The sequence below is a fragment of the Kitasatospora sp. NPDC023118 genome, assembly GCF_055560875.1.
Genome location: NZ_JBVHHW010000004.1, coordinates 218,035 through 244,012 on the forward strand (window position 1 = coordinate 218,035; position 25,978 = coordinate 244,012).

The window sequence follows — 25,978 nt, forward strand, 5'->3', positions numbered from 1 at the left end:
CGACCCAGCCGGGCTTCGCGGTGCCGCCGGTGCCGCCGAACTACGGCCCGCCGCACGGCTACCCGCCGCCCCCGCCGCCCGGCTACCCGCAGCAGCCGCCCCAACAGCCCCAACCGGCCTACGCCCAGGAGCAGTTCGGCGGCCCGCAGGCCCCGCTGCCGACCACCCACGGCGGCGAGGGCCCGGTGGTGTACGACGCGTACACCCTGCCGGCCAACGACAACGTCAACCCGTACGCCTTCGCGGTCGACCTGAACGGCTCCTACTTCCTGCAGAAGGGCAAGATGGTCGCCTACTACGGCGACATCACCTTCCGCGGCGTCGGCGCCGGGATGGTCGACCGGGTGCTCGGGCAGCACTTCAACTCCCCGCTGCACGCGGCGGACTGGGTGGTCGCCCAGGGCACCGGCAAGCTGCTGCTGGCCGACCGTGCCTTCGACCTCAACTCCTACGACCTGGACGACGGCAACCTGACCGTGCGCTCCGGCAACCTGCTCGCCTTCGACCCGACGCTGCGGCTCAAGCAGTCGATCATCCCGGGCTTCCTGACGCTGATCGGCACCGGCCGCTTCGTCGCCGCCTCCAACGGGCCGGTGCACTTCGTCGAGCCGCCGATCCGGGTGGACCCGCAGGCGCTGGTCGGCTGGGCGGACTGCCCGGCGCCGTGCCACCACTACGACCACGAGTACCTGCACGGGGTGGTCGGCGGCCTGCGACGACTGACCGGTGTCGGCGGCGTCTCCGGCGAGGAGCACCAGTTCGAGTTCATCGGCGCCGGGCAGGTGCTGATCCAGTCCAGCGAGAAGCTGCTGGCCGAGCGGTCGGTGGGCGTGGTGGACGCCGAGGCGGGCGTACCGGTCGGCGGGGTACCGCCCCAGCAGGCCCCCGCCGGCGGCAACCCCAACGCGCCCGGCCTCGGTAACCTGGGCGAACTCGGACGGCGTTTCGGCCTGTAAACTTGTACAATATTGAACTAAATCGGCTATGCTGGGCCCCATGGATACGCACACGATCGGCACTGCGGACACCCCTCCGTCGCAGCCCGAGGAGGAGACTCCCTGGCTGACCGCCAGGGAGCAGCGGATGTGGCGCGCCCATCTGGAGGTCGCCAAGCTGCTGGACTACCAGCTCAGCCGCGAACTCCAGCCCCACAACCTGGCCATCAACGACTACGAGATCCTGGTCGTCCTCTCCGAGGCCCCCGACCACCGGATGCGGATGACCGACCTCGCGACCGCCACCCTCCAGTCGAAGAGCCGGCTCTCCCACCAGATCACCCGGATGGAGAACGCCGGGCTGGTCCTGCGCCAGGAGTGCCCCGGCGACCGCCGCGGCCTCTACGCCCACCTCACCGAGCAGGGCTGGGAGACCATGCAGCGGGTCGCCCCGGACCACGTCCGCAGCGTCCGTGCCCACTTCATCGACCGGTTCTCCCCCGAGCAACTCGACGCCATGTACGAGGCGCTGGCCCCGGTCGCCGAACACCTGCGCGGCCTGCGCGGCCGCTCGTAGGCAACGACCGCTTCACCCCGAGGGCGGGACCGTGGACACCCCCACGGCCCCGCCCTCGCACATATCGGACTCACGCCTTCGCGACGAGCGGTCCGGGCGCGCACTCGCACCAGACCACCTTGCCGACCCCACCTGGGCGCGGGAAGTGCCCCCACTCGGCGGCGAGGGCCTCCACGAGGAGCAGGCCGCGCCCACACCCGGCGGTGGCGTCCGGCTGCCGAGACACCGGAGGCCGGTCGCTCGCATCGTGCACCTCGATGCGCAGGCGGGTGGCGTCGACATCGAAGGACACCCAGATCAGCCGGCCCGGCATGCCCGAGTGCAGCACGGCATTGCCCACCAGCTCCGTAACGAGCAACTCGCCGACCTCGGAGTAGCGGTCGCCGTCCGGCACGGTGGCGAGCAACTCCCGCAGCATCCGCCGCGCGAGCAACGGCGAACGGCGGGAGCGCGGGAACCAGCAGCTGCGGGTCGCGACAGGGGTGTCGGTTTCAGGCACGGCGGAGCCACCTCCGGTGGTGTTGGAGATCGAGGCCCGGGCGGGAAATCGGCCCGGCGACGGATCGAGGCATAGGGATGCCCGGCAGCAAGCCTGCAATCACTCCCCGAATTCGGCGTGCTACGTCATGTAGCATGCGCTCACTTGAAGATCATCCGCAACGTTGCCTGAAGAAAAGATGCGAGTGATTGAGATTGCCTGCGCCCGTACGGCGAGCGCAGACTGACTGTCGATCAGAGGAGGACGCATGCAACCGGATCGCGTGGCGAGCGCGCCATCCACCGTGCTGGGGCGGCAGTTGGGAGAGGAACTGCGCGGCATGCGGGAGCATGCCGGCCTGAGCACCAGTGCGGTAGCCGAGGCACTGGATTGCACCAAGGGCAAGATCTCGCGAATCGAGAATGGTCGTAGCCCTGTTCGGACGCCGGATCTCACTGCGATGCTCCGGCTCTACGGCGTCGATGAACAAGCAGTTCATGAGCGCCTCGCCGAGCTGGCTCGCACGGCAAACAAGCGGCGGCGCGGGAGCGGCTGGTGGAGCGAGTACGGCAACGTGCTCGCGGACACCTACCGCGACTTCATCGCCCTGGAAGCGGTGGCGTCATCGGTGCGCACATTCCAAAGCCAGATGATCCCGGCCCTGCTGCAGACTCCGGACTACGCGCGTGCGCTCACCGCAGCGGGTCGACGCTGGAAACAGCCGGAGGAGGTCGAGCAGTTCGTAACCGTTCGCCTGATGCGGCAACAACGGTTGAGGGCCGATCCGCCGCTGTCCCTCTCGGTAGTGCTGGCCGAGGGTGCTCTGCGCCAGCAGGTTGGCGGACCCGCTGCCATGAGGGATCAGCTCGCGCACCTGGTGAATACCGCATCCATGCCCAACGTGTCCGTCCGGGTCGTTCCGTTCAGCGTTGGTGCGCACGCCAGCATGGCCGGACCCTACGTGATCCTGGGATTCCCGTCCGAGGCTGCGATGGACGTCGTCCTGCTGGACAACCCCTCGGGTTCCATGTGGCTTGAGGGCGCGACGGAGGTGGAGGCGTACCTGGAGCTTTGGAACGATGTCTCCACCAAAGCGCTCTCATCTGCGGAATCCCTGGAACTGATCAACTCGATCAAGGAGCTCGGCTCATGACCAAAGCCCCCGACCTCTCCGCCGCCATATGGCGCAAGAGCTCGTTCAGCGGCCCTGACAACGAATGCATCGAGGTCGCGGACGGGTTCCCGGGGGTGCTTCCCGTTCGCGACTCCAAGGACCCGCAGGGGCCGGCTCTCCTCTTCACCGCCGATGCCTGGACAGCGTTCATCGCCGGTGTTCTCGCCGACGACTTCCCCGGGTAGCGCTGACCAGCAGCAGATCGGCGACCCACAGCTCAGCCGCCGCCGACAGTGCAGCCCACACACCGCCGTCCCGGATCGCGCGCAGCTGCCACCGGGCCGCGACCACGGCCGCCAAGGCGGCCACCTTCGCAGGATCGGCAGCGGCGTAGTACGGGACCGTCATCGCCCACCGCTGCGCCTGCGAGACGGTGTGACCGGCGGCGATCAGGCGGGGAACCAGCGAAGCGGTGTCGACCCACGCGGCGGCCGGGGCCGGCCACGACCAGTCGATGACCCGCACCCGGGCACCGTCGACCAGGATGTTCGACCCGGTCATGTCGGTGTGGACCAGCGTGTCACCCGCAACGGCATCCGACACCCCGCCCTCCAACGCACTGAGCTGGTCCACATGCTCGGCCTGCCACGGCGTCAGGCCGCCACTGGCGGCGATCTCGGGCCAAAGCGCCGACCCGGCCCACCGCTGCGCAAGGCTGAACGACCGCAGCGCGGGCGCCGGGGTCAGCCGGTCGGCGAGGCCGGCCAGCGTTCCGGCGATGAGCGGCAGGTCCGACGATCCAGGGGACAAGTCGGCGTGCCGCCCGGGCACGTACTCGAAGGCGGTGACCAGCCAGCCATCGGCCTCCCCCTGCCACAGCAGGCCCGCACCGATCCCCTTCACCGCTGGCGCGGCCTGCGCCTCCTTGCGGGCCATCCATAGGTTCGGGCTGTCGAGCCGGGCGGCCTTCACGAACAGGCGACCCGTGTCGGTGTCCAGGGCGGCGGCGAAGTCGGCGACCTCCCCGGCATCCGGGACCGTCACCCCGGTGACGGCGCCGCATCGCTCGACGATCAGATCACGAACCGCAACTGGCAGGTCGGTCCACTGGTGGCACATGGCGTTTCCTCGGGATCGGGCCGGGGCCGGACGGCGCTCTCGCCGTCCGGCCCCGGCCGGTGGTCAGTTGGAGTTGTGGCAACCCTGGTGGCACTGCGAGCAGTTACCGCTTCCGCTGCTGTCGGATCCGTCACCTCCGCTGCCCTCGGAGCATTCGGCGGACATGGCCCAAAGCTCGGTGTCCACCTGATAGCCGACCGCCGTGAGAGCGGCCACGGTGACTGCGATGCTCGCGCCCCTCACGAGGCTGTCGCCATCCTCCGGGTTGTGGTGGAGGAACCTACCCGCGACGCGGTCGCAGAACCCGGCGTACTCGCGGGTGTACATCAGGAAGGCGTGCCATCCGTGGTCGACGAGGCGGGACGGCGCCAGCCGGGCGCCGGGGTCGGCGGCGCAGGCACCGAGGAACGCGAGCGCCTGGTCCACGACCCGCTCCGCGAGCGTCGGCGCCATGTCCTGGTCGTGAACGACCCTGTGGACCAAGCGCCCGAACAGGGCGTCGTTGACCAGGGCTCGTCCGGTGATCCGTTCCGTGCTCACGGGGCTCATGCCATGCTCCCTTGATCGATTCGGCCGGTCGCGCCACGGGTGCGCGACCGGGCATCGGCGCCCGACTGCGGAGAGTTTCGACCTTCTCACGCCAGGCGATGAGTTCGACGGTAGGGAGTAAGCGCTTGGACACTCAACGCGATTGCGGCTGATTGCGGACCATCAACTGAGAGCGGCAATCGCGGAGGTGATCAGCGCGCGCGCCGAGGCTCCGTAGACGGCCATCTCGGTCAGCTCGGCGAAGGCTCGGCGGTAGTCCGCAAGTTCGCGCGGCTGAATGACGTTGATCTCTGCGGTCAGCGTCTCCACCGACGCCTCCTGGTCATCGAACAGGTAGAACGCCTCCAGCGGCCAGATGCGGCGTTGCGCAGAGAACGGGATGATGCCGAGCGAGACGGACGGGAGCGGCATCACCGTGAGTAGGTACCCGAGTTGGCCAGCCATGGTTTCCGAGTCACCGATGCGGTACCGCAGGACGGTCTCCTCGGCCAGGACGACGAAGCGATGGTTGCCCTCGCGCAACAGTCGGCCGCGCTCCAACCGAACCGCTACCGCATCAGCGACATCATCCGGAGTGCCCTGGAAGTCCGTAATACTGCGCATGAGTGCGGTTGCGTACGCCTCGGTCTGGAGGAAACCGGGTACGACGTTCGAGACATAGGCTCGGCACATCACCGTGCTCGCGTACTGGACCAGGGACTCTTCCTGGACCTGGCGCATTCCGTTGCGATGGAGCTTGCGCCACTCCTGGTACATGAGCTCCACCGCACGGGACGAGGCGATCAGGTCAGTCACCTGCTCGTCCGAGCCGCACGCCGTGCACCACGAGCGGATGTCGTCCTCGGAGGGTACGGACTTCCCGCTCAGGATGCGCGAGGTTTTCGATGGGTGCCATTGACACCGGGCCGAGAGCTCCTTGCCGTCGATCCGGGCGTCCAGCATCAGATCGCGTAGACGTGTTGCAATAGCGACCCGAGCTGCCTGGGCGCTGGACGATGGGGATACGGCCATGGAGTGTCCGCTCGGTACCTCAGCGGTCAGACGGCATATCGGTCGTGCGGGGTCGCACGCTCCCACACCGCTTCGAATGCGGATACGCAGAGCTTCGCCACGACGGCGTCCTCGGTGTACGAGGTGCGCGGGTCGGCCCAATCACCGTCACCGGTGAAGTGATTGAAGCGAACGGCATGATTGTCGAACACCCAGAAGTCGTTGCCAGGCAGCGCCAAGTCGGAAGCGTTGTGGCGGGGGAGCCAACGGACGTCTTCACCAGCCGCGATATTGACCGGGGTCATGGCATGCAGGTATCGCGTGTAGAGGGTGACCGGCTCGGAGACGATCCGGGCTCGACGGACGGCGACGCCCCGCATCGTCGCCTCGCGCACCATGGCCGTCCACTCATGCCAGTACTCCGACTCCGGGTCCAGGTCCGACTCCCCCGTTTCCCGGAACCGTTCGACGGCCTGCGCCTCGTCCGGGACCCCGTAGGCGTCGCGCATCTCAAGATGGACCGCTGAATACTGTGCGGAGTGCAGAAGTTGATCAAAGTCCGGAACGTTCAGCCACATTGCACGCCTCCCTCAAGATCGACACCATCCGCGCCGGGATTCGGGTCACGTTCTCACCCTCGGGGATGCCTGGAGTATGGTCAGGCGCCCATGTAGTCCCACTGATCGCCGCCACCAGCTCCTCTGAGGCGGTCCTCCCCTGGATCACGATCTCCCGCTGCGCGTGGTCCACCCACACGGTCGGTGAGCCGTCCTTGCCGGTCTCGGGGTCGATCCCGATGAACTCTAGTTCCATGGCGCCCTCCCGTATCAAGCCAGTTGCGCACTGTTGCGCCTGAACCCTTGCGAACGACGCGTGGACCGTCAAGAGCGCACTGTAGGCGGATGGAAGCATTCCGTTGTGGATGGCGCTGGCCGTCGAGGTCACCTCGAAGGCCAGCGCCATTCCGAGTTCGGCAAGCTGGTTGCTGTCTCTCCGCCCCGCCGGACCCATCCGGCGGGGCGGAGAGACGAAGCGGCATCAGTCCCAGCGGCGTCCGATGTGATGGGCCGCTGTTGCTGTCGTGCCGCAGCCACCCCTGTTTGCGCAGGAAGTCGCCCTGGCCGACTTCCTGCGGAGAAGGGCCGGGCAATGCCGTCGCCGCTTCGGCCATGCCGAAGCGGCGACGGAGGAACAGAGAGGCGGGCGCTCAGGTCTGCGTCAGCCCCGCCACCAGTTCGTCGGCCGCGCCGTACGGGTCCAGTTCGCCCGCGACCACCCGCTCGGCCAGCCCGGCCAGGTGGCGGTCGCCGGAGAGGTCGCCGATCCGGGCGCGCAGCTCGGCGAGTGCGATCGCCTCGATCTCCTGGGCGGCCCGGCGGCGCCGACGCGCCGCCAGTTCGCCGTGCTCCTCCAGCCAGGCGCGGTGCTTCTCCAGCGCCTCGACCACCTCGTCCACGCCCTCGCCGCGGGCCGCGACGGTCTTGACGATCGGCGGGCGCCAGTCCCCCGCCTCGCGGGCCTCGCCGAGGCCCAGCATGTGGTTGAGCTCGCGGGCGGTGGCGTCGGCGCCGTCCCGGTCGGCCTTGTTGACCACGAAGAGGTCGCCGATCTCCAGGATGCCCGCCTTGGCGGCCTGGATGCCGTCGCCCATCCCGGGGGCCAGCAGCACCACGGCGGTGTCGGCCTGGGCGGCGATCTCCACCTCGGACTGGCCGACGCCCACGGTCTCGACCAGGATCACCTCGCAGCCTGCCGCGTCCAGCACCCGCAGCGCCTGCGGCGCCGCCCAGGAGAGCCCACCCAGGTGGCCGCGGGTGGCCATCGAGCGGATGAACACCTCGGGGTCGGTCGCGTGGTCCTGCATCCGGACCCGGTCGCCCAGCAGCGCCCCGCCGGAGAACGGCGAGGACGGGTCGACGGCCAGCACGCCGACCCGCTTGCCGAGCCGCCGGTAAGCGGAGACCAGCGCCGAGGTGGTGGTGGACTTGCCGACCCCCGGCGAGCCGGTCAGGCCCACCGTGTAGGCCTGCCCGGTGTACGGCGCGAGCGCGGCCATCGCCTCCCGCAGCTGCGGGGCGGCGTTCTCGACCAGCGTGATCAGCCGGGCGACCGCCCGCGGCCGGCCCTCCCGGGCCTGCTCGACCAGCGTGGCGACATCGATCATCAGGATCTCCAAGCGCAGATGCCGAAGGGGCTGCGGACCACTTGTGGCGGTCCGCAGCCCCGGAAGCCAGGTCAGCGATCAGGCCTTCGGCACGCGCACGATCAGCGCGTCGCCCTGGCCTCCGCCGCCGCACAGCGCGGCCGCGCCGACGCCGCCGCCGCGGCGCTGCAGCTCCAGCGCCAGGGTCAGCACCACGCGGGCGCCGGACATGCCGATCGGGTGGCCGAGCGCGATCGCGCCGCCGTTGACGTTGACGATGTCGGAGGAGACGCCCAGGTCCTTCATCGACTGGTGGGCGACGGCCGCGAAGGCCTCGTTGATCTCGATCAGGTCGAGGTCGGAGACCTCCAGACCCTCCTTGGACAGCGCGTGCTTGATCGCGTTGGACGGCTGCGACTGCAGCGAGTTGTCCGGGCCGGCCACGTTGCCGTGGGCGCCGATCTCGGCGATCCAGGTCAGGCCCAGCTCCTCGGCCTTGGCCTTGCTCATCACGACCACGGCGGCGGCGCCGTCGGAGATCTGCGAGGAGGTGCCGGCGGTGATCGTGCCGTCCTTGGTGAAGGCCGGGCGCAGCTTGGCCAGGCCCTCGGCGGTGGTGTCGGCGCGGATGCCCTCGTCCTGGCTGAACAGCACCGGCTCGCCCTTGCGCTGCGGGATGGCGACCGGGACGATCTCGGCGTCGAAGACGCCGTCGGCCTGCGCCTTGGCGGCCCGCTGGTGGGAGGCGGCGGCGATCTCGTCCTGCACCTCGCGGGCGATGCCCAGGCGGGTGTTGTGCTTCTCGGTGGACTCGCCCATCGGGATGTTCTCGTAGGCGTCGGTCAGGCCGTCGTAGGCCATCGCGTCGAGCATCTCGATCGCGCCGTACTTGAAGCCCTCGCGGGACTTCGGCAGCAGGTGCGGGGCGTTGGTCATCGACTCCTGGCCACCGGCCACGATGATGTCGAACTCGCCGGCGCGGATCAGCTGGTCGGCCAGCGCGATGGCGTCCAGGCCGGAGAGGCAGACCTTGTTGATGGTCAGCGCCGGGACGTTCATCGGGATGCCGGCCTTGACGGCGGCCTGGCGGGCGGGGATCTGGCCGGCGCCGGCCTGCAGCACCTGGCCCATGATCACGTACTGGACCTGCTCACCCGTGATCCCGGCCCGCTCCAGCGCGCCCTTGATGGCGAAGCCGCCGAGTTCGGCGCCGGAGAAGCCCTTGAGGGAGCCGAGCAGGCGTCCCATCGGGGTCCGCGCACCGGCAACGATCACAGAGGTGGTGTTGGTCATGGGACGGGCCCCTTCGCACGTCGTGGCCAGGTGAGGATGCGCTCAATGTACTGACCTGTTTTCCGCCCGTCACCGGAGCGACGGTGTGATCGAGCGCACTGGCACCATCCAGTCAACACCGTGTCAACGCACTCCGGGTGAACCCTGCGCCGTGTGAGCAGGCTCGCACGTCCGGCACTGGCGCCCCTGAAGGGCCGTACGCTGCACTGGGTGCCACCTTCTTTCCTACCAGCCCCGGAGGTCGCCGTGCTGACCCGTATCGACCACATCGGCATCGCCTGCCGCGACCTCGACAAGACGGTCGAGTTCTACCGCGCCACCTACGGCTTCGAGGTGTTCCACAGCGAGGTCAACGAGGAGCAGGGCGTCCGCGAGGCCATGCTCCGGATCAACGGGACGGACGACGGCGGCGCCTCGTACCTCCAGTTGCTGGAGCCCACCCGGCCGGACTCCACCGTGGCCAAATGGCTGGAGAAGAACGGCGAGGGCGTGCACCACATCGCCTTCGGCACCGCCGACGTGGACGGCGACGCCGAGGCCATCCGGGGCAAGGGCGTCCGGGTCCTGTACGACCAGCCGCGGATCGGCTCGATGGGCTCGCGGATCACCTTCCTGCACCCCAAGGACTGCGGCGGCGTGCTGACCGAGCTGGTCACCTCGGCCGAGCCGGGTGCGCGGGAAGGACACTGAGCCCTGGCGGCGCCGCCCGGAACCCCTGGTGGCGCCGCCTCAAACCCCCAACGGCGCCGCCCGCGCGGGGCGGCACCACGGCGGCGTACCCTAGCGACCCGTCAGTAACCTGGTCCGACAGCCGGAAAACCCCCACGCGGCCATTCCCCCGCAGTGCGCTCCCACTACAATGCCCAGGTGCGCGAAGACTCCGCGGAACGGAGGCGACGGGCACGGCCGATGACAGGCCTGTCCGCCCTCCGGTGGTCGGCCCGTCGCAGGGGAGTCCAGTACGCGGGCACGGCTGAACAGTCGCAAGACGGATCTGTCACCATTCTCCACAGGCAAGAGTTCGCCCAGGAGTCCACCCGGACGGGGGAACGCGGTACACCCGCGCTCCCGCACCGAGGATTCCGACGACCGCGGCGGACGGACCCGGCTTGGCGGGGGTTCGTCCGGTGGCCGCGGATGCAAGGACCAGTCGGACCGGCGCCCCGGACACGGGAGCCCGGAACCGGCCGGGTCGAGGACGCGACCAGGAGATGGATGGGACCGCGGAGTGCGGGGCAACGACCGCTACGAGGTTGACGATCACCTCTCCCAGTTCGAGGCCGAGATGGGTCGGACTCGGAAGGAGCGGGACAAGGCAGTCGAGCATGCCGAGGACCTCGCCTACCAGGTGGAGGTGCTCCGGGCCAAGCTGCACGAGTCCCGTCGCATGCTCGCCCAGCCGCGCGCCTTCGACGCCGTCTCCGGCCAGGCCGAGCAGATGCTCCGCACCGCCGAGATGCAGGCCCAGCAGCTGCGCGCCGACGCCGAGCGCCAGCTGCGCGAGTCCCAGGCCGCGACCCAGCGGATCATGGCCGAGGCCGCCGAGCGCACCGCCCGGCTGGAGGCCGAGCTCGCCGCCCGCCGCCGCCAGCTGGAGGACGAGCTCGCCGAGCTGCGCCGCTCCGCCGAGCAGCACGTCAACGGCTGGGCCGAGCAGACCCGGGCCGGCTCCGAGCAGGAGGCCAAGCGCCTGCTCCAGGAGGCCCGCGCCGAGTCCGAGCGGATGGTCGCCGCCGCCCGTGCCGAGGCCGCCGCGCTCTCCGACCACGCCCGCGCCCAGACCGCCGCCGATGTGGACGCCGCCCGCGGCGAGGCCCAGGCCGCCGCCGAGGCCGCCCTGCAGCGGGCCCAGAACGACGCCGAGCGCCTGCTGCGCGCCGCCTCCGAGCAGGCCCAGCAGGCCGGTGCCCAGGCCGCCGCCGACGTGGACGCCGCCCGCGGCCAGGCCCAGCAGGAGCTGGCCGCCGCCCATGTCGCCGCCGAGCAGCAGCTGGCCGTCGCCCACGCCGAGATCGGCCGGCTCAAGGAGCAGGCCACCGCCGAGCAGGCCCGCGCTGAGCAGCAGCTCGCCGCCGCGAAGGCCGAGATAGAGCGGCTGCGCGCCGAGGCGATCGCCGAGGCCGAGCGCACCCGCCGGGAGGCCGCCGAGCTGCGCGCCCAGGCCGAGCAGGCCGCCGAGCAGCTCCAGGCCGACGCCGAGGCCGCCGCCGAGCGCAAGGTCGCCGACGGCGAGGCCGCCACCGAGCAGCGTTCGCAGACCGCCCGGGCCGAGATCGCCCGGCTGGTCGCCCAGGCCACCAAGGAGTCCGAGGCCATCCGCGCCGAGGCGGAGGCCGTCCGTGCCGTGGCCGCCACCAGGCAGGCCGAGGCGGACGCCGCCAAGGCCGCCGCCGCCGAGGAGAGCGAGCGGCTGCGGGCCACCGCCGAGTCGGTCGCCGCCCAGCTGAAGGCCGAGGCCGAGGCCGCGATCGCCGAGCTGCGCGCCCAGGCCGAACGGGACGTGGCCGAGCTGCGGGCGCAGGCCGAGGCCGACGCCCAGCGGCTGCGCGGCGAGGCCGAGGAGGAGGGCCGGGCGGCCGGCGCCAAGGACGCCACCGTCCACCTCGCCAAGGCCGCCAAGACCGCCGAGGAGGTGCTCGGCCAGGCCAACCAGGACGCCGAGGTCACCCGCGGCGAGGCCGCCGCCGAGGCCGAGCGGGTCCGCGCCGAGGCCCGTGCCGAGGCGCAGCGGCTGCGCGAGCAGGCCCAGGCCGCCGTCGAGCAGGCCCAGAACGCCGCCCTCGACGACGCCGCCGCGATCCGCGAGCGGATCGAGCAGATGCAGGACGAGGCGGCCCGGCTGCGGGCCGAGGCCGAGGAGCTGCGCGCCCAGGCCGCCGCCGAGGCCGACCGGGCCCGCAGCGAGGCCCGCCGCCAGGCGGTGCTGCAGATCGAGGAGTCGGCGAAGAACGCCGAGGAGCTGCTCACCAGGGCCAAGGCCGACGCGGACGAGCTGCGCGCCGGCGCCGCCGGGGAGATCGAGCGGCTGCGCGAGCAGGCCCAGGAGCAGGCCGCCGAGACCCAGGGGCGGGCCGAGCAGACCCTGACCCGGGCCCGCGCCGAGGCCGAGAAGATCACCGCGGCCGCCGAGCAGCAGGGCCAGGACGCCCTGGCCGCCGCCAAGGCCGCGGCCGCCGAGAACCGGGTCGCCGCCGAGCGCGAGACAGCCGAACTCCGGCGCGACGCCGCCGAGTTCGACCAGCGGGTGCGCGCCGAGGCGAGCGCCGCCGCGGAGGCGCTGACCGCCGATGCCGAGGCCCGGGCGAACGCCGTCCGGGGCGCCGCGGTCGCCGACGCCGAGCGGGTGCGCACCGAGGCCGACACCGAGGCCGCCCGTACCCGGGCCGAGGCCGAAGCCGCCGCCGAAGCACTGCGCGAGGAGAGCCTGCGCGAGCGGGAGGCCGCCTCCACCGGGCTGCGGCGCGAGCGCGAGGAGACCGCGGAGCAGCTGGCCGCCGCCCGCTCCGCCCGTGAGCAGGCCGAGCAGGCCGCCGCCGAGCTGACCGAGCGCACCGCCCAGGAGACCGCCGAGGTCCGCGCCGCGGCCGAGCAGCACGCCGCGGAGGTCCGCGGCGCCGCCGACCAGTACGCGGCCCAGCAGCGCGAGAGCGCCGACCGCGAGACGGCCGAGCTGCGTGCGCTGACCCGGCAGCAGACCACCGAGCAGCGCGAGAGCGCCGAGGCCTACGCCGACCGCGTCCGCACCGAGGCCGAGCAGGCCGCCGCCGAGCTCGCCGAGCGCACCGCCGCCGAGACCACCGGGCAGCGCGAGGCCGCCGACCGGTACGCCGCCGAGCAGCGCGAGGGCGCCGACCAGTACGCGGCCGCCCAGCGCGCCGAGGCCGAGCAGGCCGCCGCCGAGCTGCGCGCCCTCGCCCAGCAGGAGACCACCGAGCAGCGCGAGAGCGCCGAGGCGTACGCCGACCGCGTCCGCACCGAGGCCGAGCAGGCCGCCGCCGAGCAGCGCGCCGAGGCCGAGCAGTTCGCGACCGACCGCCGCGCGGAGGCCGACGAGCTGCTGGAACAGGCCCGTATCGCCGCCGAGCAGCGCCGGGCCGAGGCCGCCCAGGACGCCAAGGCCACCCGCGAGAAGGCCGCCGCCGAACTGGCGCTGGCCAACGAGCAGGCCGAGACGGTCCGGGCCGAGGCGGGCCGCGAGCTGTCCGAGGCCCGCGCCACCGCCGACGGCATCCGCGCCGAGGCCGCCGCCGTCCTGGAGCAGGCCGTGGCCGACGCCGAGGACCTGGTCGCCGCCGCCCGGGCCGAGGGCGCCGAGCTGGTCTCCGCCGCCGAGGACGAGGCCGCCGAGGTCCGCCAGTCGGTGGCCGGCCTGCACGAGGCCGCCGCCGAGCAGATCGCCGCGCTGCGCGCCACCGCCGAGCAGGAGGCCGCCGAGACCCGCGCCCTCGCCGACCGGGAGACCGCCGACCAGCGGGCCCTCGCCGACCGCGAGACCGCCGAGCAGCGCGAGGCCGCCGACGAGTACTGCGCCGAGCAGCGCGAGCTGGCCGACCGGGAGACCGCCGACCTGCGCGCCCGCACCGAGGCCGAGACCACCGCCCTGCGCGAGCAGACCGAGCTGGAGCTCGCCGCCGAGCGCGAGGCCGTCGAGGCCGACCTGAGCCGCCGCCGCGCCGAGGCCCAGGCCTACGACGAGCAGCTGCGCGCCGACGCCGAGGCCGAGCTGCGCGCCGCCCAGGAGGCCGCCGAGCGGCTGCGCGCGGACGCCGACGCGCAGGCCGCCCGGACGGTGGCCGACGCCGAGGCCCAGGCCGCCCGGACGGTCGCCGACGCCGAGGAGCTGGCCGCCGGGCTGCGCGCGGAGGCCGAGGAGTACGCCCTCGCCACCCGCTCCCTGGCCGACGAGTACGACAGCGCCACCCACGCCCGCGCCGACGCCTACGACGCGCAGACCCGGGAGGCCGCCGAGCAGTTCGACAAGGCCACCCGCGACCAGGCCAAGTCCGTCCTGGAGAAGGCCTTCGCGGACGCCGAGGCGCTCGGCGAGGACGCCCAGACCACCGCGCTGGCCACCACCGCCGCCGCCGAGGAGCAGGCGGACGCGATGGTCGCCGCCGCCCGCAAGGAGGCGGACCGCCTGGTCGCGGCCGGCGAGGCGGCCGGTCAGGCCGAGGTCGAGAAGGGCCGCTCCGACGCCGACGCGCTGCTCGCCGAGGCCCGCCGGGACGCCACCGCCATCCGCGAGCGCGCGGAGGAGCTGCGAGAGCGCACCGACGCGGAGGTCGAGGCGCTGCACGAGCGTGCCCGCAAGGAGAACGCGGCGGCCATGAAGTCGGCCGGCGAGCGGGTGGACGCCCTGGTGACGGCCGCTCAGGAGCAGCTGACCGAGGCCGAGGAGCAGGCGGTGGCCACCGTCGCCGAGGCCGAGGAGCGCGCCGCCGCCCTGGTCGCGGCCGCCGAGGAGCGGGCCGGCGAGCTGACCTCGGAGGCCTCCGCGGAGGCCAGCAAGGTCCGGCTCTCCGCCGTCCGCAAGGCCGAGGGCCTGCTCAAGGAGGCGGAGACCAAGCTCGCCAGCTCCACCGACCGCGCCGAGGCGCTGATCGAGAAGGCCGAGGCCAAGCTGCAGTCGGCCGAGACCGAGGCCGAGGAGCGGCTGGAGAGTGCGGCCGCCGAGGCGGAGAAGCGGCTGCGGGAGGCCGACCGCACCGCCGACGAGCAGATCGAGCTGGCCAAGGCCGAGGCCGAGCGGCTGGTCGCCGAGGCCAAGGCCGAGGCCGAGCGGGTCACCGACGAGGGCCGGCGTGAGCTGGACGAGCTGGTGCGCCGCCGCAAGGACATCAACACCGAGATCTCCAGGGTCCAGGACGTGCTGTCGGCGCTGGAGGCGTTCGAGGCACCGTCACCGGTCGCCCAGACCAACGGGGGAAGCAGTACCAAGAAGGACGGGGGCGCCAAGGCCGGTGCCGGAGTTGGCTCCCCCCGGTCGGGTGGCAATCGCTCCAAGAACCCACCACCCGATTGAGCGGACATTGGCGGTCATTGTCCGTGAGAGAACGGCATTTCGCCGTCGACACTCCGGTACCGTGTCAGGATTCCCTCAACCACCTCAGCGGTTTGACGACAGGAAGCCCAGAGTCCCATGAGCGACAGTCACTCCCCCCACGGCTTCGACCTGGTGCGCCGTGGGTACGAGCGCGCCCAGGTCGACGAGCGGATCACCAAGCTGGTGGCCGACCGCGACAGTGCCTTGACCCGGATCAGCGCGCTGGAGAAGCGCATCGAGGAGCTCCACCTGGAGACCCAGACCGCCCAGGCGGCGGTCGCCGAGCAGGAGCCCTCCTACGCCGGCCTCGGCGCCCGGGTCGAGAAGATCCTGCGGCTCGCCGAGGAGGAGGCCAAGGACCTGCGCGACGAGGCGCACCGCGCCGCCGAGCAGCACCGCGAGCTGGCCGAGGCCGCCGCCCAGCAGGTCCGCACCGAGGCCGAGAACTACGCCAAGGACCGCAAGGCCAAGGCGGAGGACGAGGGTCTGCGGATCGTCGACAAGGCCAAGAGCGACTCCGCCCAGCTGCGCGCCGAGGCCAACAAGGACGCCCAGAACAAGCGTGAGGAGGCGGACGCCCTCTTCGAGGAGACCCGCACCAAGGCCGCTCAGGCCGCGCTGGAGTTCGAGACCAACCTCGCCAAGCGCCGCGAGCAGTCCGAGCGCGACCTGGCCGCCCGTCAGGCCAAGGCCGAGAAGCGCCTGGCCGAGATCGAGCACCGGGCCGAGCAGCTGCGTCTGGAGGCCGAGAAGCTGCGCACCGACGCCGAGCGCCGGGCCCGCCAGACCGTCGAGACGGCCCAGCGCCAGTCCGAGGACATCGTGGCGGACGCCAACGCCAAGGCGGACCGCATCCGCAGCGAGTCCGAGCGCGAGCTGGCGGCGCTGACCAACCGTCGCGACAGCATCAACGCCCAGCTCACCAACGTCCGCGAGATGCTGGCGACGCTGACCGGCGCGGCCGTGGCCGCCGCCTCGCTGCCGAACGACGACACCATGGGCGTGCCCGCCCAGCAGTCGCGCTGACGACCGGCGGCGCCGCGAGCACGGACTAGCCCCGGGCGCGAGCACGGACCAGCACAGCAGGCCCTCACCCGTGCGGGTGAGGGCCTGTCGGCTTTCTCGCCGTCACTACCTCGGGTAGGCCCCGTCGGGCCGCTGGTGGCCGCTGCTGAGCTGGTTGCCCTCGTCGTCCGAGACGGTGCCGAACCAGGAGGTGCACCAGACCGACACCGAGTCGGGCCAGTACTGCACCTCGAACGGGTGCCCGGGCCCGTGGTCGCCGTACGAGGTGACGATGAAGGTCTCCCCCGGGCGCAGCCAGTAGTCCTCGCCGAGCGGTTCCAGCGTGAGTTCGACCAGTCCCTCGCCGCGGTTGGTCACCGGCATCCGGCCGGTCACCTCCAGTGCGGAGAAGTCCCAGCCCGCCGCGTCAGGGGTCATCCGGCGGCCACCCGGGCGAGCAGCCGGCGGACGGCGGCGTCGAACGCTCCGGGCGCCTCCAGGGCGCTCAGATGGCCCACCCCGGGGACGACGGTCAGCTCGGCGTCCGGGCGGGCCTGGAGCATCCGTTCGGCCTCGTCCGGGGCCACCAGGGCGTCCTGGGCGCCCGCGACGATCGAGAGCGGCACCCGCAGCCCTGCCAGGACCTCCAGGGAGTCCGGGCGGGCCGCCATGGCCCGTTGGGCCCAGGCGACGGAGGCCGGCGGCGCGGCGGCGACCATCGCCTGGACCCGCTCCACCAGGTGCTGCGAGTGGGGCCCGAGCTGCCCGGCCGCCACGTTCTCCTCCAGCAGCAGCTGGACGCTGTTCCGGGCGGTGACGGCGGCGGCGATCCGCTCCCGGTTGGCCCGGGCGGCGGCGGTGTCGGCGGTGGCGCGGGTGTTGGCCAGCAGCAGCCCGGTCAGCCGGTCCGGGTGGCGGCGGGCGAAGGCCAGTGCCACGTAGCCGCCCATGGAGAGCCCGCCGACCACCGCGCGGTCGATCCCGGCCGCGTCCAGCAGCAGCGCGAGGTCGTCGGCGACCAGGTCCAGCGAGGGTTCGTCGGAGCCCAGTTCGGTGCCGCCGAAACCCCGCTGGTCGGGGGCGAGCACCCAGACCTCGTCCCCGGTCAGGCCGGGCAGCGCGTCCAGCTGGGTGGACCACATCGAGGCGTTCAACGGAAAGGCGTGCAGCAGCACGAGAGGGGTTCCGGTTCCGCTCTCGCGGACCGACACTGCGGAGGGGAGCTGACTCACGCGCCCACCTCGTTGATTCGCTCGCTTCGCTGGCTCATGCGCCCACCGTATTCCGGCACGCCCGGCGGGCCCACTCAGCGGGCCGCGTTATCCGCTTTGTCCTAGCCTGACAAGGAGTAAGGGAGCCCGAATGATCGAGTTGCACGACCTGACGAAGCGTTACGGCAGGACGCTCGCGGTGGACCGGCTCAGCTTCCAGGTCCCCCAGGGGGTGGTCACCGGTTTCCTCGGCCCCAACGGCGCCGGCAAGTCCACCACCATGCGCATGATCCTCGACCTCGACCGCCCGACCAGCGGCCGGGTCACCATCGACGGCAGGCGCTACGGGCAGCTCAGCGAGCCGCTCAAGTACATCGGCGCGCTGCTGGAGGCCAAGGCCGTCCACCCCGGCCGCACCGCCCGCGACCACCTGCTCTGGCTCGCCCAGAGCAACCGGATCCCCGAGCGCCGGGTGGACGAGGTGCTCGCCCTGGTCGGCCTCACCCCGGTCGCCCGCAAGCGGGCCCGCGGCTTCTCGCTCGGCATGGGCCAGCGCCTGGGCATCGCCTCCGCCCTGCTCGGCGACCCGGAGATCGTGATGTTCGACGAGCCGGTCAACGGCCTGGACCCGGAGGGCATCCTCTGGATCCGCAACCTGATGAAGCGCCTGGCCGGCGAGGGCCGCACGGTCTTCGTCTCCTCCCACCTGATGAGCGAGATGGCCGTCACCGCCGACCACCTGGTGGTCATCGGCAAGGGCCGGCTGCTCGCCGACCTGCCGATGCCGGAGTTCATCCGGCGCAACTCCCGCTCCGCCGTACGGATGCGCAGCCCGCAGCCCGAGCGCCTGCTCGACGTGCTCGCCGCGGCCGGCCTGCGGCACGAGCCGGGCCCGGACGGCTCCTACGAGGTGGTCGGCGGCGACATCGCGGACCTCGGCGAACTGGTCGCGGCGCACGGCGTGGTGCTGCACGAGCTCAGCCCGCAGCAGGCCTCGCTGGAGGAGGCGTTCATGCAGATGACGGCGGACGCGGTGGAGTACCACGCGGGCGACGGGCCGGGCCGGGACGCGGCCGGCGCGCCCGGCCCCTGGGGCGGCGGCTGGAAGGCGGACGGCAAGCGGCCGGCCGCCGCGGTGCGGCAGGAGGAGAACTGAGATGACGTCCTTCCCGGCGATCCTGCGCTCCGAGTGGACGAAGATCCGCAGCGTCCGCTCCACCGTCTGGACCCTCGCGCTGACCTTCGTGGTCACCGTGGGCATCGGCGCGCTGCTCTCCCTGCTCACCAACAGCAACTTCACCGAGTTCCGGCGCCACGAGCAGGCCGCGTTCGACGCCACCGGGACGGCCTTCTCCGGCATCATGCTCGGCGAGCTGGCCATCATCGTCTTCGGCGTGCTGGCGATCGGCAACGAGTACAGCAGCGGCATGATCCGGGTCACCCTGGCCGCCGTCCCACAGCGCGGCACCCTGCTCACCGGCAAGGCGATGGTGCTCGGCGCGCTGGCCCTGACGGTCTCGCTGGTGACCGCATTCGTCACCTTCTTCGTCGGCCAGTCGCTGCTCGGCACGCACTCCACCACCCTCGGCGAGCCGAACGTGCTGCGCGCGGTGTTCGGCGCCGCGCTGTACCTGACGATGCTCTGCCTGTTCTCGGCCGGCGTCACCGCCATGCTGCACAACCAGACGCTCGCCCTCGGCGTGCTGGTGCCGTTCTTCTTCCTGCTCTCGCCGATCCTCTCGGCGGTACCGAAGGTCAAGACCCTGGCCCACTACTTCCCGGACTACGCGGGCTCGCGGATGCTGCTGGTGTACGAGCAGAACGGCCAGCCGTACGGGCCGTGGGCGGGCTTCGCGATCTGCCTGGCCTGGACCGCCGCGGCCCTGGTCGGCGGCGCGCTGGTGCTCAAGGACCGCGACGCGTGAGGGAGTTCGGCACCCCGGGGGGTGGTCAGTAGCGCGGAGCGCCGCGGCCTCGCAGGATGTCGGAGGCCCGGCGCTCACGCGCCCCCCAGCACGCGCGGTGCCAGTGCCGCCGGTCGTCCACCCCGGCGCCGTGCATCGGCCAGGCCACCACGTGGCCCATCCCGGACGGGATCTCCTGGTCGCAGCCCGGGCAGCGGTAGTGCCGGTCCGAGGTGCCGGCGACCGTCTGGACCACCCAGTCGTCGCCCTGGTAGCGCTCGGTACGGCGCAGCGATCCGCCACGCGGGGTGGTCGGTTCGGCGCTCTCGCGGGGGGCGGCGATCTTGATCCGGTTGCGGCGGGGCACGGCGGACTGCCTCTCTTCCGGGGGTTCGAAGTCGTTCCAGCCTATGGCCTGTCCCTCGGGCCCGGCACGGGCCCGAGGGACAGGCCCTGTGGCGCCCGACCCCTCTTTGAACGGCCTCTATCACGGGTTCGGCCGGCGGTCCGGCGTTTTTGCCGAGATCCACCCGACCATCGGCGAAATTCAGGGTTCCGCGTGCCATTGGCACATGACATCGGATACCCACGAAGGGAACAGGCGGGGCTCGCAGACCCTGCGTGCACCCGAGGAGGCCCCCGATGACCAAGACCAGCCCCCGCGCCGAGACCCGTCGGCCCGTCGGCGTCCGGCCGCCCGCCCCGGGCCCGGTGCTGACCACCGTGCCGCCGCTGACCGCCGTCGCGGGCGAACCGCTGACCGCCGCGCAGCGCACCGGCGCGCAGCCGCCGGACACCGCCCCGGTCCGGGTCGGCGCGTTCCTGCTGTCCGCGCAGTTCCCCGGGCAGACCCACGGCGAGGCGCTGGAGCGCACCGTCCGGGCCGCCGTCGAGGCCGAACGCGCGGGCCTGGACAGCGTCTGGCTGGCCGAGCACCACTTCGTCCCGTACGGGGTCTGCCCGAACGCCGCGACACTGGCCGCGCTGCTACTCGGCCGCACCCGCCGGATCGGCGTCGGCACCGCCGTCAGCGTGCTCTCCACCAGCCACCCGGTGGCGCTCGGCGAGCAGGCCGCGCTGCTGCACCTCACCTCCGGCGGGCGCTTCACGCTCGGGGTGGGCCGCGGCGGGCCGTGGATCGACCTGGACGTCTTCGGCAGCGGCGTGGACGCCTTCGAGAACGGCTTCCCGGAGCGGCTGGACCTGCTGCTGCGCTGGCTGCGCGGCTCCCGGGTGGGCGCGGACGGCCCGCAGTTCTCCTTCCCCGAGGTGCCGGTGGTGCCGCAGGCCACCGAGTCGCTGCGGCGCCCGGGCCTGGGCAGCTGGCTCGGCCTGGACGAGCCCTCCGGCCCGGTGCGCTTCCCGCGCCAGCGCCAGGACACCGACGGGCCCGGGGAGGAACTCACCACCGCCGGACGGCCGGTGGCCGGCCCGCCGGTGGTGGTCGCCTGCACCTCGCCCAACGGGGTCCGGCTGGCCGCCGAGCGCGGCCTGCCGATGCTGCTCGGCATGCACTCCGGCGACGACGACAAGCTGCGGATGCTGGAGCTCTACCGCGCCGCCTGGCTGGCCGCCGGGCGCGGCGAGGAGCAGCTGCGCCGGATCAGCCGCCAGCACGTCGCGGCCGGGGTGGCCCAGGTGGACGACCGCGCCTCGCAGGCCCGGGCCACCCTGCTGAACGCGATGCCCGACTGGTTCGAGTACGGGCTGGGCGCGCACCGCACCGTGGACGGCCGCGAGCGGAAGATGCGCGACCCGCACCAGTACACCGAACTCCTCTGCGACCTGCACGCGGTGGGCACCCCGAAGCAGTGCGCCGACCGGCTGCTGGCCACCGCCGAGCGCACCGGCATCCGGCGGTTCGCCCTGCTCGCGGAGGGCAGCGGCGACCGCGAGGCGACCCTGCACAACATCGCCCGGCTCGGCTCCGAGGTGCTGCCGCAGCTCTCCTGAGACCGGGCGTGGCCGCCGCCCCTCCCCCCGCACCGGGGGACGGGGGCGGCCGGCACCGCCTGGCTCAGCAGTCCCGCAGCTCCTCGGACTGGTTGAGCAGCTGCTCCCGGACGGAGGTGAAGCGGCCGTAGCGCGCCTCGTTGGCCTCCGACGGCAGGAACACCGCCACCCGGTGACAGTTCTGGAACGCCAGCCGCACCCCGAAGTGGCGCTGCAGGGCGCCCCGGATGGCATCGCTGGCCAGGGCGCGCAGCAGCTGGCCGCGGGCCTGCTCGCTGGGCGGCGGTACCTGGTTGTCGGCGAAGTCGGTGCCGTCGACCTTCGCCTGGGCGACCAGCGAGCTGATCAGGTCCCAGGCATACGGCAGCGAGACGCGGACGCAGTCGACGAATTCCCGCTCGTCGACCTCGCCCCGCTCAGCCTTCTCCAGCAGGGCCGGTGAGACGTCGAGCGACATGGATTCTCCTCTCACGGTCCACCCGCGCGGCGCCCGGGTGGTCATGCGTAGTCCAAGCTCACAGCGAGGGTGGGCGAAATCGCACGTGATGTCCGGAACACCGTGGGACGGGCGTTTCCGGCACCCTTTGCGAAGGCGGAGGCACCACGGGACGTGACGTCCCGGACACCGACCGCGTCAGAACAGCGTGGCAGTCAACGGCGGAGCAGGCTGGTCGTTCCTGGGGATTGCTCCGGAAATACGCGGCGCTGCACCAGATTGGCCAGATCCTGTCGGATCGTTCATCCGATGTCTCCATCCCCGTTGACAGCGACCCCGCAGCCGTGCCGTCACACACCGTAGCGACCTGATGTCGTGGGCGCCAGAGCGCGACGGACGGTGGCGGGACCGCCGAACCTCCATGTTCGCGGGGTTCGCGCTTTCTTCACCCGGTCGTCGCGGAATCGCATCAACTGGCCCCGGTGGGCTAGCGTGGTCGACCGTGCGTCTCGTAATTGCCCGCTGCTCAGTCGACTATGCCGGTCGGCTCTCCGCCCATCTGCCCTCCGCCACCAGGCTCATCCTGGTCAAGGCCGACGGCAGCGTCAGCATCCACGCCGACGACCGCGCCTACAAGCCGCTCAACTGGATGTCCCCGCCGTGCGCCCTCAAGGAGGCCGACGGGGCCTGGACGGTGGAGAACAAGGCCGGCGAGAAGCTCATCATCACGCTGGAGGAGGTGCTGCACGACTCCTCCCACGAGCTCGGGGTCGACCCGGGCCTGATCAAGGACGGCGTCGAGGCGCACCTCCAGGAGCTGCTCGCGGACCGGATGGAGGTGCTCGGCGCCGGCTGGTCTTTGATCCGCCGCGAGTACCCGACCGCGATCGGCCCGGTCGACATCCTCTGCCGCGACTCCGACGGCGCCACGGTGGCCGTCGAGATCAAGCGCCGCGGCGAGATCGACGGCGTCGAACAGCTCACCCGCTACCTCGAACTCCTCAACCGGGACCCGCTGTTGGCCCCGGTCAAGGGCGTCTTCGCCGCGCAGGAGATCAAGCCCCAGGCCCGCGTCCTGGCCACTGACCGGGGCATCGGCTGCGTGGTGCTGGACTACGACGAGCTGCGCGGCATCGACGACGACAAGCTCAAGCTGTTCTGATCGCTCAGCTCGTCGTAGCGGTCGGGGTCGGCGCCCCGGACGGGCTCGCCGACGACGGGGGCGGTGTCGTCGGCGGCGGCGTGGCCGAGCCGGTCGGCGTCGCGGACGCCGTGTGGCTCGGCACCTGCTGCGAGGGCTGCGTCCCCGGCGGCTGAGGCGGCTGCGGCTGCCCCGGCTGCTGCACCGGCGGCTGCGGCTGCCCCGGTGCGGGCCGCTGCGGTTGCGGCTGCTGCGGGGCGTCCGACCCGGTGGCCCCAGGCGAGGAGCTCGGCTTCCTGGTCGGCGAGGCGCTCGGCGAGTGCGACGCGCTGCCGCTGGCCGCAGGCTCCGGGCTGGTGCCCGTCCCCGCCGGGCTGCCCGGCTCGGTCCTGCCCGTACCGGCCGTCCCCGGGCTGCTGCTGGCGGACGGCAGCGGCATCGGCGCGTTACTGGTGTCGCCGACGTCGTCCAACCGCCCGTGCGGGTCGTTCCCCTTGTGCTCCTCGGGCCCGGTGATGCTCATCGCCACCGCCGTGCCGAGCACCCCGAAGGTGAGCACGACCGCGGAGGCCACCACCACCCGGCGCCGTTTCCCGGCCCGGGCCTTCAGGCCGGCCGGCACCCGGGCGGCGATCTTGCGGATCACCGGGCCGCGGCCCGGTGCCGCCGCCGCGACCGCGGCGGCGGGCAGCTGCCGGCCGTCGGCACGCAGCAGGTCGAGCATCCGGCCCGCCGCGGCGACCCCGCGCTGCTCCCCGGCGGAGGCCCGCAGGGTGAGCGCGGTCTCCAGCTCGGCGATCGCCCGGGACGGCTGCTGGACGCAGATCGCGTACACGCCCAGCTCGTGGTGGAACCAGGCCTGGTCGACCGTCGCGCCGGTGCGCCGGGCCGCCTCCAGGCCCAGCTGCAGCACCCGCTCCCAGGCGCCCCAGCGCAGCGCCAGCGCCAGCGCGGGCGCCGCCGCCCGGGCCAGCCGGACCACCGCCTCGTGCCGGCCGGAGCTCCGGTCGGCCAGCAGCACGCCGATGACCACCTCGGCCTCGGCGGCGATCTGCTCCAGCGAGACCGAGCTGTGCCCGACCCACCAGGCGAAGTGCTGGGCGGCGCCGTCCACGCAGCCGCGGGCCGGCCAGTGCGGGGCGAGCAGGTCCAGCGCCCCGGCGGTGAGCCGGTGGTGCCCGCCGATGGACACCGCCAGCCCGGCGTCGGCGAGTTCGGCCAGCGCGCTCTCGCCCTGGCCGACGTCGATCAGCGCGGGCAGGTGCGGCGCGGTGGGGCACTCGCCGCCGAGCGCCACGGCAAGCCGCAGCACGGCCTGCGCGGGCTCGCTCAGGCCCTCGGCGAGCCGGACGGCGGGCGAGGCGGTCTCGGCGACCGAGGGCAGCGGCACGGTGCGGCGCAGCGCGTTCTCGCGCACCGCCGGGTCGGGGTCGTGGACGGGCTCGTCGACCGCGCCGAAGACGTCCCGCCGGTCGTCCTCGGCGGCGACCAGCGCGTCCACCGCGACGTCCCGCTGGCGCAGCAGCGCGGCGGCCTGCACGAAGCGCAGCGGCAGGCCCTCGGACTCGAACCAGAGGTCGACCGCCCAGGCCTTCTCGGCCACGTCCAGGGGCCGTCCGGCGAGCCGGGCGGCGAGGGTGAGGCAGGCTGAGCGGGAGAGCCCGGCGACGGCGTGGTCCTGCATGCGGGAGTCGCCCGGCAGCGGCGGGCTGTCCGGGGCGACCGAGATCAGGAAGGCGCAGCCGGGGGCGGCGGCGAGCAGTTCCTCCAGCTCGGCGCCGGTCGGCTCGGTCTCGTCGATCACGACGACGGCGCGGATCTCGGCGAGGTGGGCGGCCAGCTGGCCGGGGTCGGGCCGGTGGCCGGGGGCGTGGTGGGTGGCCGCGAAGAGGTCCTGGAGCAGGTCGGCTGCGGTGCGGCGGTGTCCGCAGAGCTGGACGACGCCACCGGGGGCGAGGTCGGCCGCGGCCTCGGCGACGGCCGACAGCAGGGTGCTGCGGCCCGAGCCGGCCTGGCCGACCAGGCGTATCGAGCGGCCCTCGGCGAGCAGGCCGAGCAGTTCGGCGATGTCGGCCTCGCGGTCGAGCAGCGGCAGGTCGGTGGGCCCGGCGCCGAGGGCGAGCGGGCCGACGGCGCGGCCGACGCCGCCGACCGGGCCGCGGGCGGGCTCGCTGCGTTCGATCCGGCGCGGGCGGGGGCGCCACTCCTCCGGGCAAGGCCTGGCCTCGGAGCCGTCCGGGGCTCCGAGACCGACCAGCAGGCCGCCGGAGACCAGTTCCCCGCCACGGGTGCGGACGGCCTCCTGCCGGAACTCCCCGGTTGGCTGTGCCACGTTCTGCTCCGCATCGTGCTCGGCCGCCGGCGCCCCGCGCCGGGCGGCACACGTTTCGGTCGCGGCCGCGGGCGGGCCCCGGACGGCCGTCTTCTGACGGGCAGACTCTCGCACATCCGGGCCCGCCCGCGCAGTGCGGTCCGGTCCGGGAAAGGTGCGGGGCAGCCGCGGTGGCTAGAGGACGTGCGCCTCTGCGACGCCGCCGTCGACGGCCAGGATGCGGTGCAGCTTGGTCGCCACCAGGAGCCGCTGGAGCTGTGCGGGGACGGAGCGCAGCACGAGCCGGCGGCCGATCCGGCCGGCCCGCCGGTGGGTGCCCATGATCACGCCGAGGCCGGTGGCGTCCCAGAACTCCAGTCGGCCGAGGTCGAGCACGAGGTCGCCGAGGCCGCCGTCCACGGCCTGGTGCAGCCGGGCCCGCGCGTCGGCGGCGGTGCGCACGTCGAGGCGGCCTTCGATGGCCAGCGCCGTGTGGTCGCCGGTGATGCGCATGCTCTCCTCCTTCGCCTCGGTGGCCTGGTCGGGTTGGCCCGCCCCGGCCGCGACGGGCTCGGCAGCGGGTGGCCCCTGAATCGGGGTGGGGCTTCCCGGGCGGGACGCCGGTGACGGCTCGACTCGCGCCCGGCCCCGGTCGGAATGCCGGGTTCCCTCATCTGACGGTGGAGCAACGCCGCAGGTTGCTGGTTTCCGCCCTGATCTGAAGCAACTTCACTCGTCCGAGGGAATATACGCAGGAACTCTCCACACCTACGCTC

At 72.9% G+C, this 25,978-nt stretch carries 25 protein-coding genes; 11 read left to right on the forward strand and 14 right to left on the reverse strand.

Annotation, left to right across the window (positions count from 1 at the left end; genetic code table 11):
• Positions 1-155 precede the first annotated feature (155 nt).
• A complete protein-coding gene (locus ACZ3UD_RS07255; protein WP_465583653.1) occupies positions 156-956 on the forward strand; it encodes an AIM24 family protein in 801 nt (266 codons plus the stop codon).
• A 40-nt stretch (positions 957-996) separates the two neighbouring features.
• Positions 997-1,512 carry a MarR family winged helix-turn-helix transcriptional regulator gene (locus ACZ3UD_RS07260; protein ID WP_465583262.1) on the forward strand — a complete coding sequence of 172 codons (516 nt, stop codon included), beginning with the start codon at positions 997-999 and terminating at the stop codon, positions 1,510-1,512.
• A gap of 70 nt (positions 1,513-1,582) precedes the next feature.
• Here the strand turns inward: ACZ3UD_RS07260 and ACZ3UD_RS07265 are convergent, their stop codons facing one another.
• The gene (locus tag ACZ3UD_RS07265) at positions 1,583-2,011 is read right to left on the reverse strand and encodes an ATP-binding protein (protein ID WP_465583265.1); all 429 of its coding nucleotides are present in this window, start codon (positions 2,009-2,011) and stop codon (positions 1,583-1,585) included.
• Between the two features lie 247 nt (positions 2,012-2,258).
• On the opposite strand from ACZ3UD_RS07265, the gene ACZ3UD_RS07270 reads away from it, so the two are divergent.
• Both ACZ3UD_RS07270 and ACZ3UD_RS07275 read left to right on the forward strand, forming a co-directional pair.
• Complete coding sequence (locus ACZ3UD_RS07270; RefSeq protein ID WP_465583268.1) at positions 2,259-3,143, forward strand: helix-turn-helix domain-containing protein; 885 nt, start codon at positions 2,259-2,261, stop codon at positions 3,141-3,143.
• A complete protein-coding gene (locus ACZ3UD_RS07275) occupies positions 3,140-3,349 on the forward strand; it encodes a DUF397 domain-containing protein (protein ID WP_465583271.1) in 210 nt (69 codons plus the stop codon). Before ACZ3UD_RS07270 ends, ACZ3UD_RS07275 begins: the two co-directional genes overlap by 4 nt.
• Here ACZ3UD_RS07275 and ACZ3UD_RS07280 read toward each other — a convergent pair.
• From ACZ3UD_RS07280 to ACZ3UD_RS07310, 7 genes are all read right to left on the reverse strand, one after another.
• Positions 3,312-4,223: an aminoglycoside phosphotransferase/kinase family protein gene (locus ACZ3UD_RS07280; RefSeq protein WP_465583274.1), complete on the reverse strand. Its 912-nt coding sequence runs from the start codon at positions 4,221-4,223 to the stop codon at positions 3,312-3,314. The genes ACZ3UD_RS07275 and ACZ3UD_RS07280 overlap by 38 nt on opposite strands.
• 63 nt (positions 4,224-4,286) lie before the next feature.
• A complete protein-coding gene (locus ACZ3UD_RS07285; RefSeq protein ID WP_465583277.1) occupies positions 4,287-4,772 on the reverse strand; it encodes a glycine-rich domain-containing protein in 486 nt (161 codons plus the stop codon).
• 162 nt (positions 4,773-4,934) lie between these two features.
• Complete coding sequence (locus ACZ3UD_RS07290; protein ID WP_465583279.1) at positions 4,935-5,783, reverse strand: helix-turn-helix domain-containing protein; 849 nt, start codon at positions 5,781-5,783, stop codon at positions 4,935-4,937.
• 26 nt (positions 5,784-5,809) lie between these two features.
• A complete protein-coding gene (locus tag ACZ3UD_RS07295; RefSeq protein ID WP_465583282.1) occupies positions 5,810-6,340 on the reverse strand; it encodes a DUF6879 family protein in 531 nt (176 codons plus the stop codon).
• The gene (locus ACZ3UD_RS07300) at positions 6,315-6,575 is read right to left on the reverse strand and encodes a hypothetical protein (protein ID WP_465583285.1); all 261 of its coding nucleotides are present in this window, start codon (positions 6,573-6,575) and stop codon (positions 6,315-6,317) included. The genes ACZ3UD_RS07295 and ACZ3UD_RS07300 overlap by 26 nt, the downstream gene beginning before the upstream one ends.
• A gap of 394 nt (positions 6,576-6,969) precedes the next feature.
• Positions 6,970-7,926: a methylmalonyl Co-A mutase-associated GTPase MeaB gene (gene meaB, locus ACZ3UD_RS07305; RefSeq protein ID WP_465583288.1), complete on the reverse strand. Its 957-nt coding sequence runs from the start codon at positions 7,924-7,926 to the stop codon at positions 6,970-6,972.
• A gap of 78 nt (positions 7,927-8,004) precedes the next feature.
• Positions 8,005-9,198 carry an acetyl-CoA C-acetyltransferase gene (locus tag ACZ3UD_RS07310; protein ID WP_465583291.1) on the reverse strand — a complete coding sequence of 398 codons (1,194 nt, stop codon included), beginning with the start codon at positions 9,196-9,198 and terminating at the stop codon, positions 8,005-8,007.
• Positions 9,199-9,444: 246 nt separating this feature from the next.
• Here ACZ3UD_RS07310 and mce point away from each other — a divergent pair, with 246 nt between their 5' ends.
• The 3 genes from mce to ACZ3UD_RS07325 all read left to right on the forward strand — a co-directional run bounded on the left by mce (position 9,445) and on the right by ACZ3UD_RS07325 (position 16,267).
• On the forward strand, positions 9,445-9,888 hold the full coding sequence (mce, locus tag ACZ3UD_RS07315) for a methylmalonyl-CoA epimerase (RefSeq protein ID WP_465583656.1): 444 nt from the start codon (positions 9,445-9,447) through the stop codon (positions 9,886-9,888).
• A gap of 538 nt (positions 9,889-10,426) precedes the next feature.
• On the forward strand, positions 10,427-15,220 hold the full coding sequence (locus ACZ3UD_RS07320) for a hypothetical protein (RefSeq protein WP_465583294.1): 4,794 nt from the start codon (positions 10,427-10,429) through the stop codon (positions 15,218-15,220).
• 117 nt (positions 15,221-15,337) lie between these two features.
• The gene (locus ACZ3UD_RS07325) at positions 15,338-16,267 is read left to right on the forward strand and encodes a coiled-coil domain-containing protein (RefSeq protein WP_030282004.1); all 930 of its coding nucleotides are present in this window, start codon (positions 15,338-15,340) and stop codon (positions 16,265-16,267) included.
• Positions 16,268-16,372: 105 nt separating this feature from the next.
• On the opposite strand, the gene ACZ3UD_RS07330 is transcribed toward ACZ3UD_RS07325, so the two are convergent.
• Positions 16,373-16,684: a hypothetical protein gene (locus ACZ3UD_RS07330; RefSeq protein WP_465583297.1), complete on the reverse strand. Its 312-nt coding sequence runs from the start codon at positions 16,682-16,684 to the stop codon at positions 16,373-16,375.
• Complete coding sequence (locus ACZ3UD_RS07335) at positions 16,681-17,478, reverse strand: alpha/beta fold hydrolase (protein WP_465583300.1); 798 nt, start codon at positions 17,476-17,478, stop codon at positions 16,681-16,683. The genes ACZ3UD_RS07330 and ACZ3UD_RS07335 overlap by 4 nt, the downstream gene beginning before the upstream one ends.
• Before the next feature lie 130 nt (positions 17,479-17,608).
• On the opposite strand from ACZ3UD_RS07335, the gene ACZ3UD_RS07340 reads away from it, so the two are divergent.
• On the forward strand, positions 17,609-18,613 hold the full coding sequence (locus ACZ3UD_RS07340) for an ABC transporter ATP-binding protein (protein ID WP_465583302.1): 1,005 nt from the start codon (positions 17,609-17,611) through the stop codon (positions 18,611-18,613).
• 1 nt (position 18,614) lies between these two features.
• Positions 18,615-19,382: an ABC transporter permease gene (locus ACZ3UD_RS07345; protein WP_465583305.1), complete on the forward strand. Its 768-nt coding sequence runs from the start codon at positions 18,615-18,617 to the stop codon at positions 19,380-19,382.
• Between the two features lie 25 nt (positions 19,383-19,407).
• On the opposite strand, the gene ACZ3UD_RS07350 is transcribed toward ACZ3UD_RS07345, so the two are convergent.
• On the reverse strand, positions 19,408-19,728 hold the full coding sequence (locus tag ACZ3UD_RS07350; protein WP_465583308.1) for an ATP/GTP-binding protein: 321 nt from the start codon (positions 19,726-19,728) through the stop codon (positions 19,408-19,410).
• A 275-nt stretch (positions 19,729-20,003) separates the two neighbouring features.
• On the opposite strand from ACZ3UD_RS07350, the gene ACZ3UD_RS07355 reads away from it, so the two are divergent.
• Positions 20,004-21,314, forward strand: coding sequence for an LLM class flavin-dependent oxidoreductase (locus tag ACZ3UD_RS07355; RefSeq protein ID WP_465583311.1), 1,311 nt, complete (start codon positions 20,004-20,006; stop codon positions 21,312-21,314).
• A gap of 64 nt (positions 21,315-21,378) precedes the next feature.
• On the opposite strand, the gene ACZ3UD_RS07360 is transcribed toward ACZ3UD_RS07355, so the two are convergent.
• On the reverse strand, positions 21,379-21,771 hold the full coding sequence (locus ACZ3UD_RS07360; RefSeq protein WP_380452930.1) for an SCO5389 family protein: 393 nt from the start codon (positions 21,769-21,771) through the stop codon (positions 21,379-21,381).
• A 481-nt stretch (positions 21,772-22,252) separates the two neighbouring features.
• Here ACZ3UD_RS07360 and nucS point away from each other — a divergent pair, with 481 nt between their 5' ends.
• On the forward strand, positions 22,253-22,912 hold the full coding sequence (nucS, locus tag ACZ3UD_RS07365) for an endonuclease NucS (RefSeq protein WP_465583315.1): 660 nt from the start codon (positions 22,253-22,255) through the stop codon (positions 22,910-22,912).
• Between the two features lie 4 nt (positions 22,913-22,916).
• Here nucS and ACZ3UD_RS07370 read toward each other — a convergent pair whose 3' ends face one another.
• Both ACZ3UD_RS07370 and ACZ3UD_RS07375 read right to left on the reverse strand, forming a co-directional pair.
• On the reverse strand, positions 22,917-25,223 hold the full coding sequence (locus ACZ3UD_RS07370; protein WP_465583318.1) for an ATP-binding protein: 2,307 nt from the start codon (positions 25,221-25,223) through the stop codon (positions 22,917-22,919).
• A 174-nt stretch (positions 25,224-25,397) separates the two neighbouring features.
• Positions 25,398-25,715, reverse strand: coding sequence for an STAS domain-containing protein (locus ACZ3UD_RS07375; protein ID WP_380611563.1), 318 nt, complete (start codon positions 25,713-25,715; stop codon positions 25,398-25,400).
• Between the last annotated feature and the right edge of the window lie 263 nt (positions 25,716-25,978).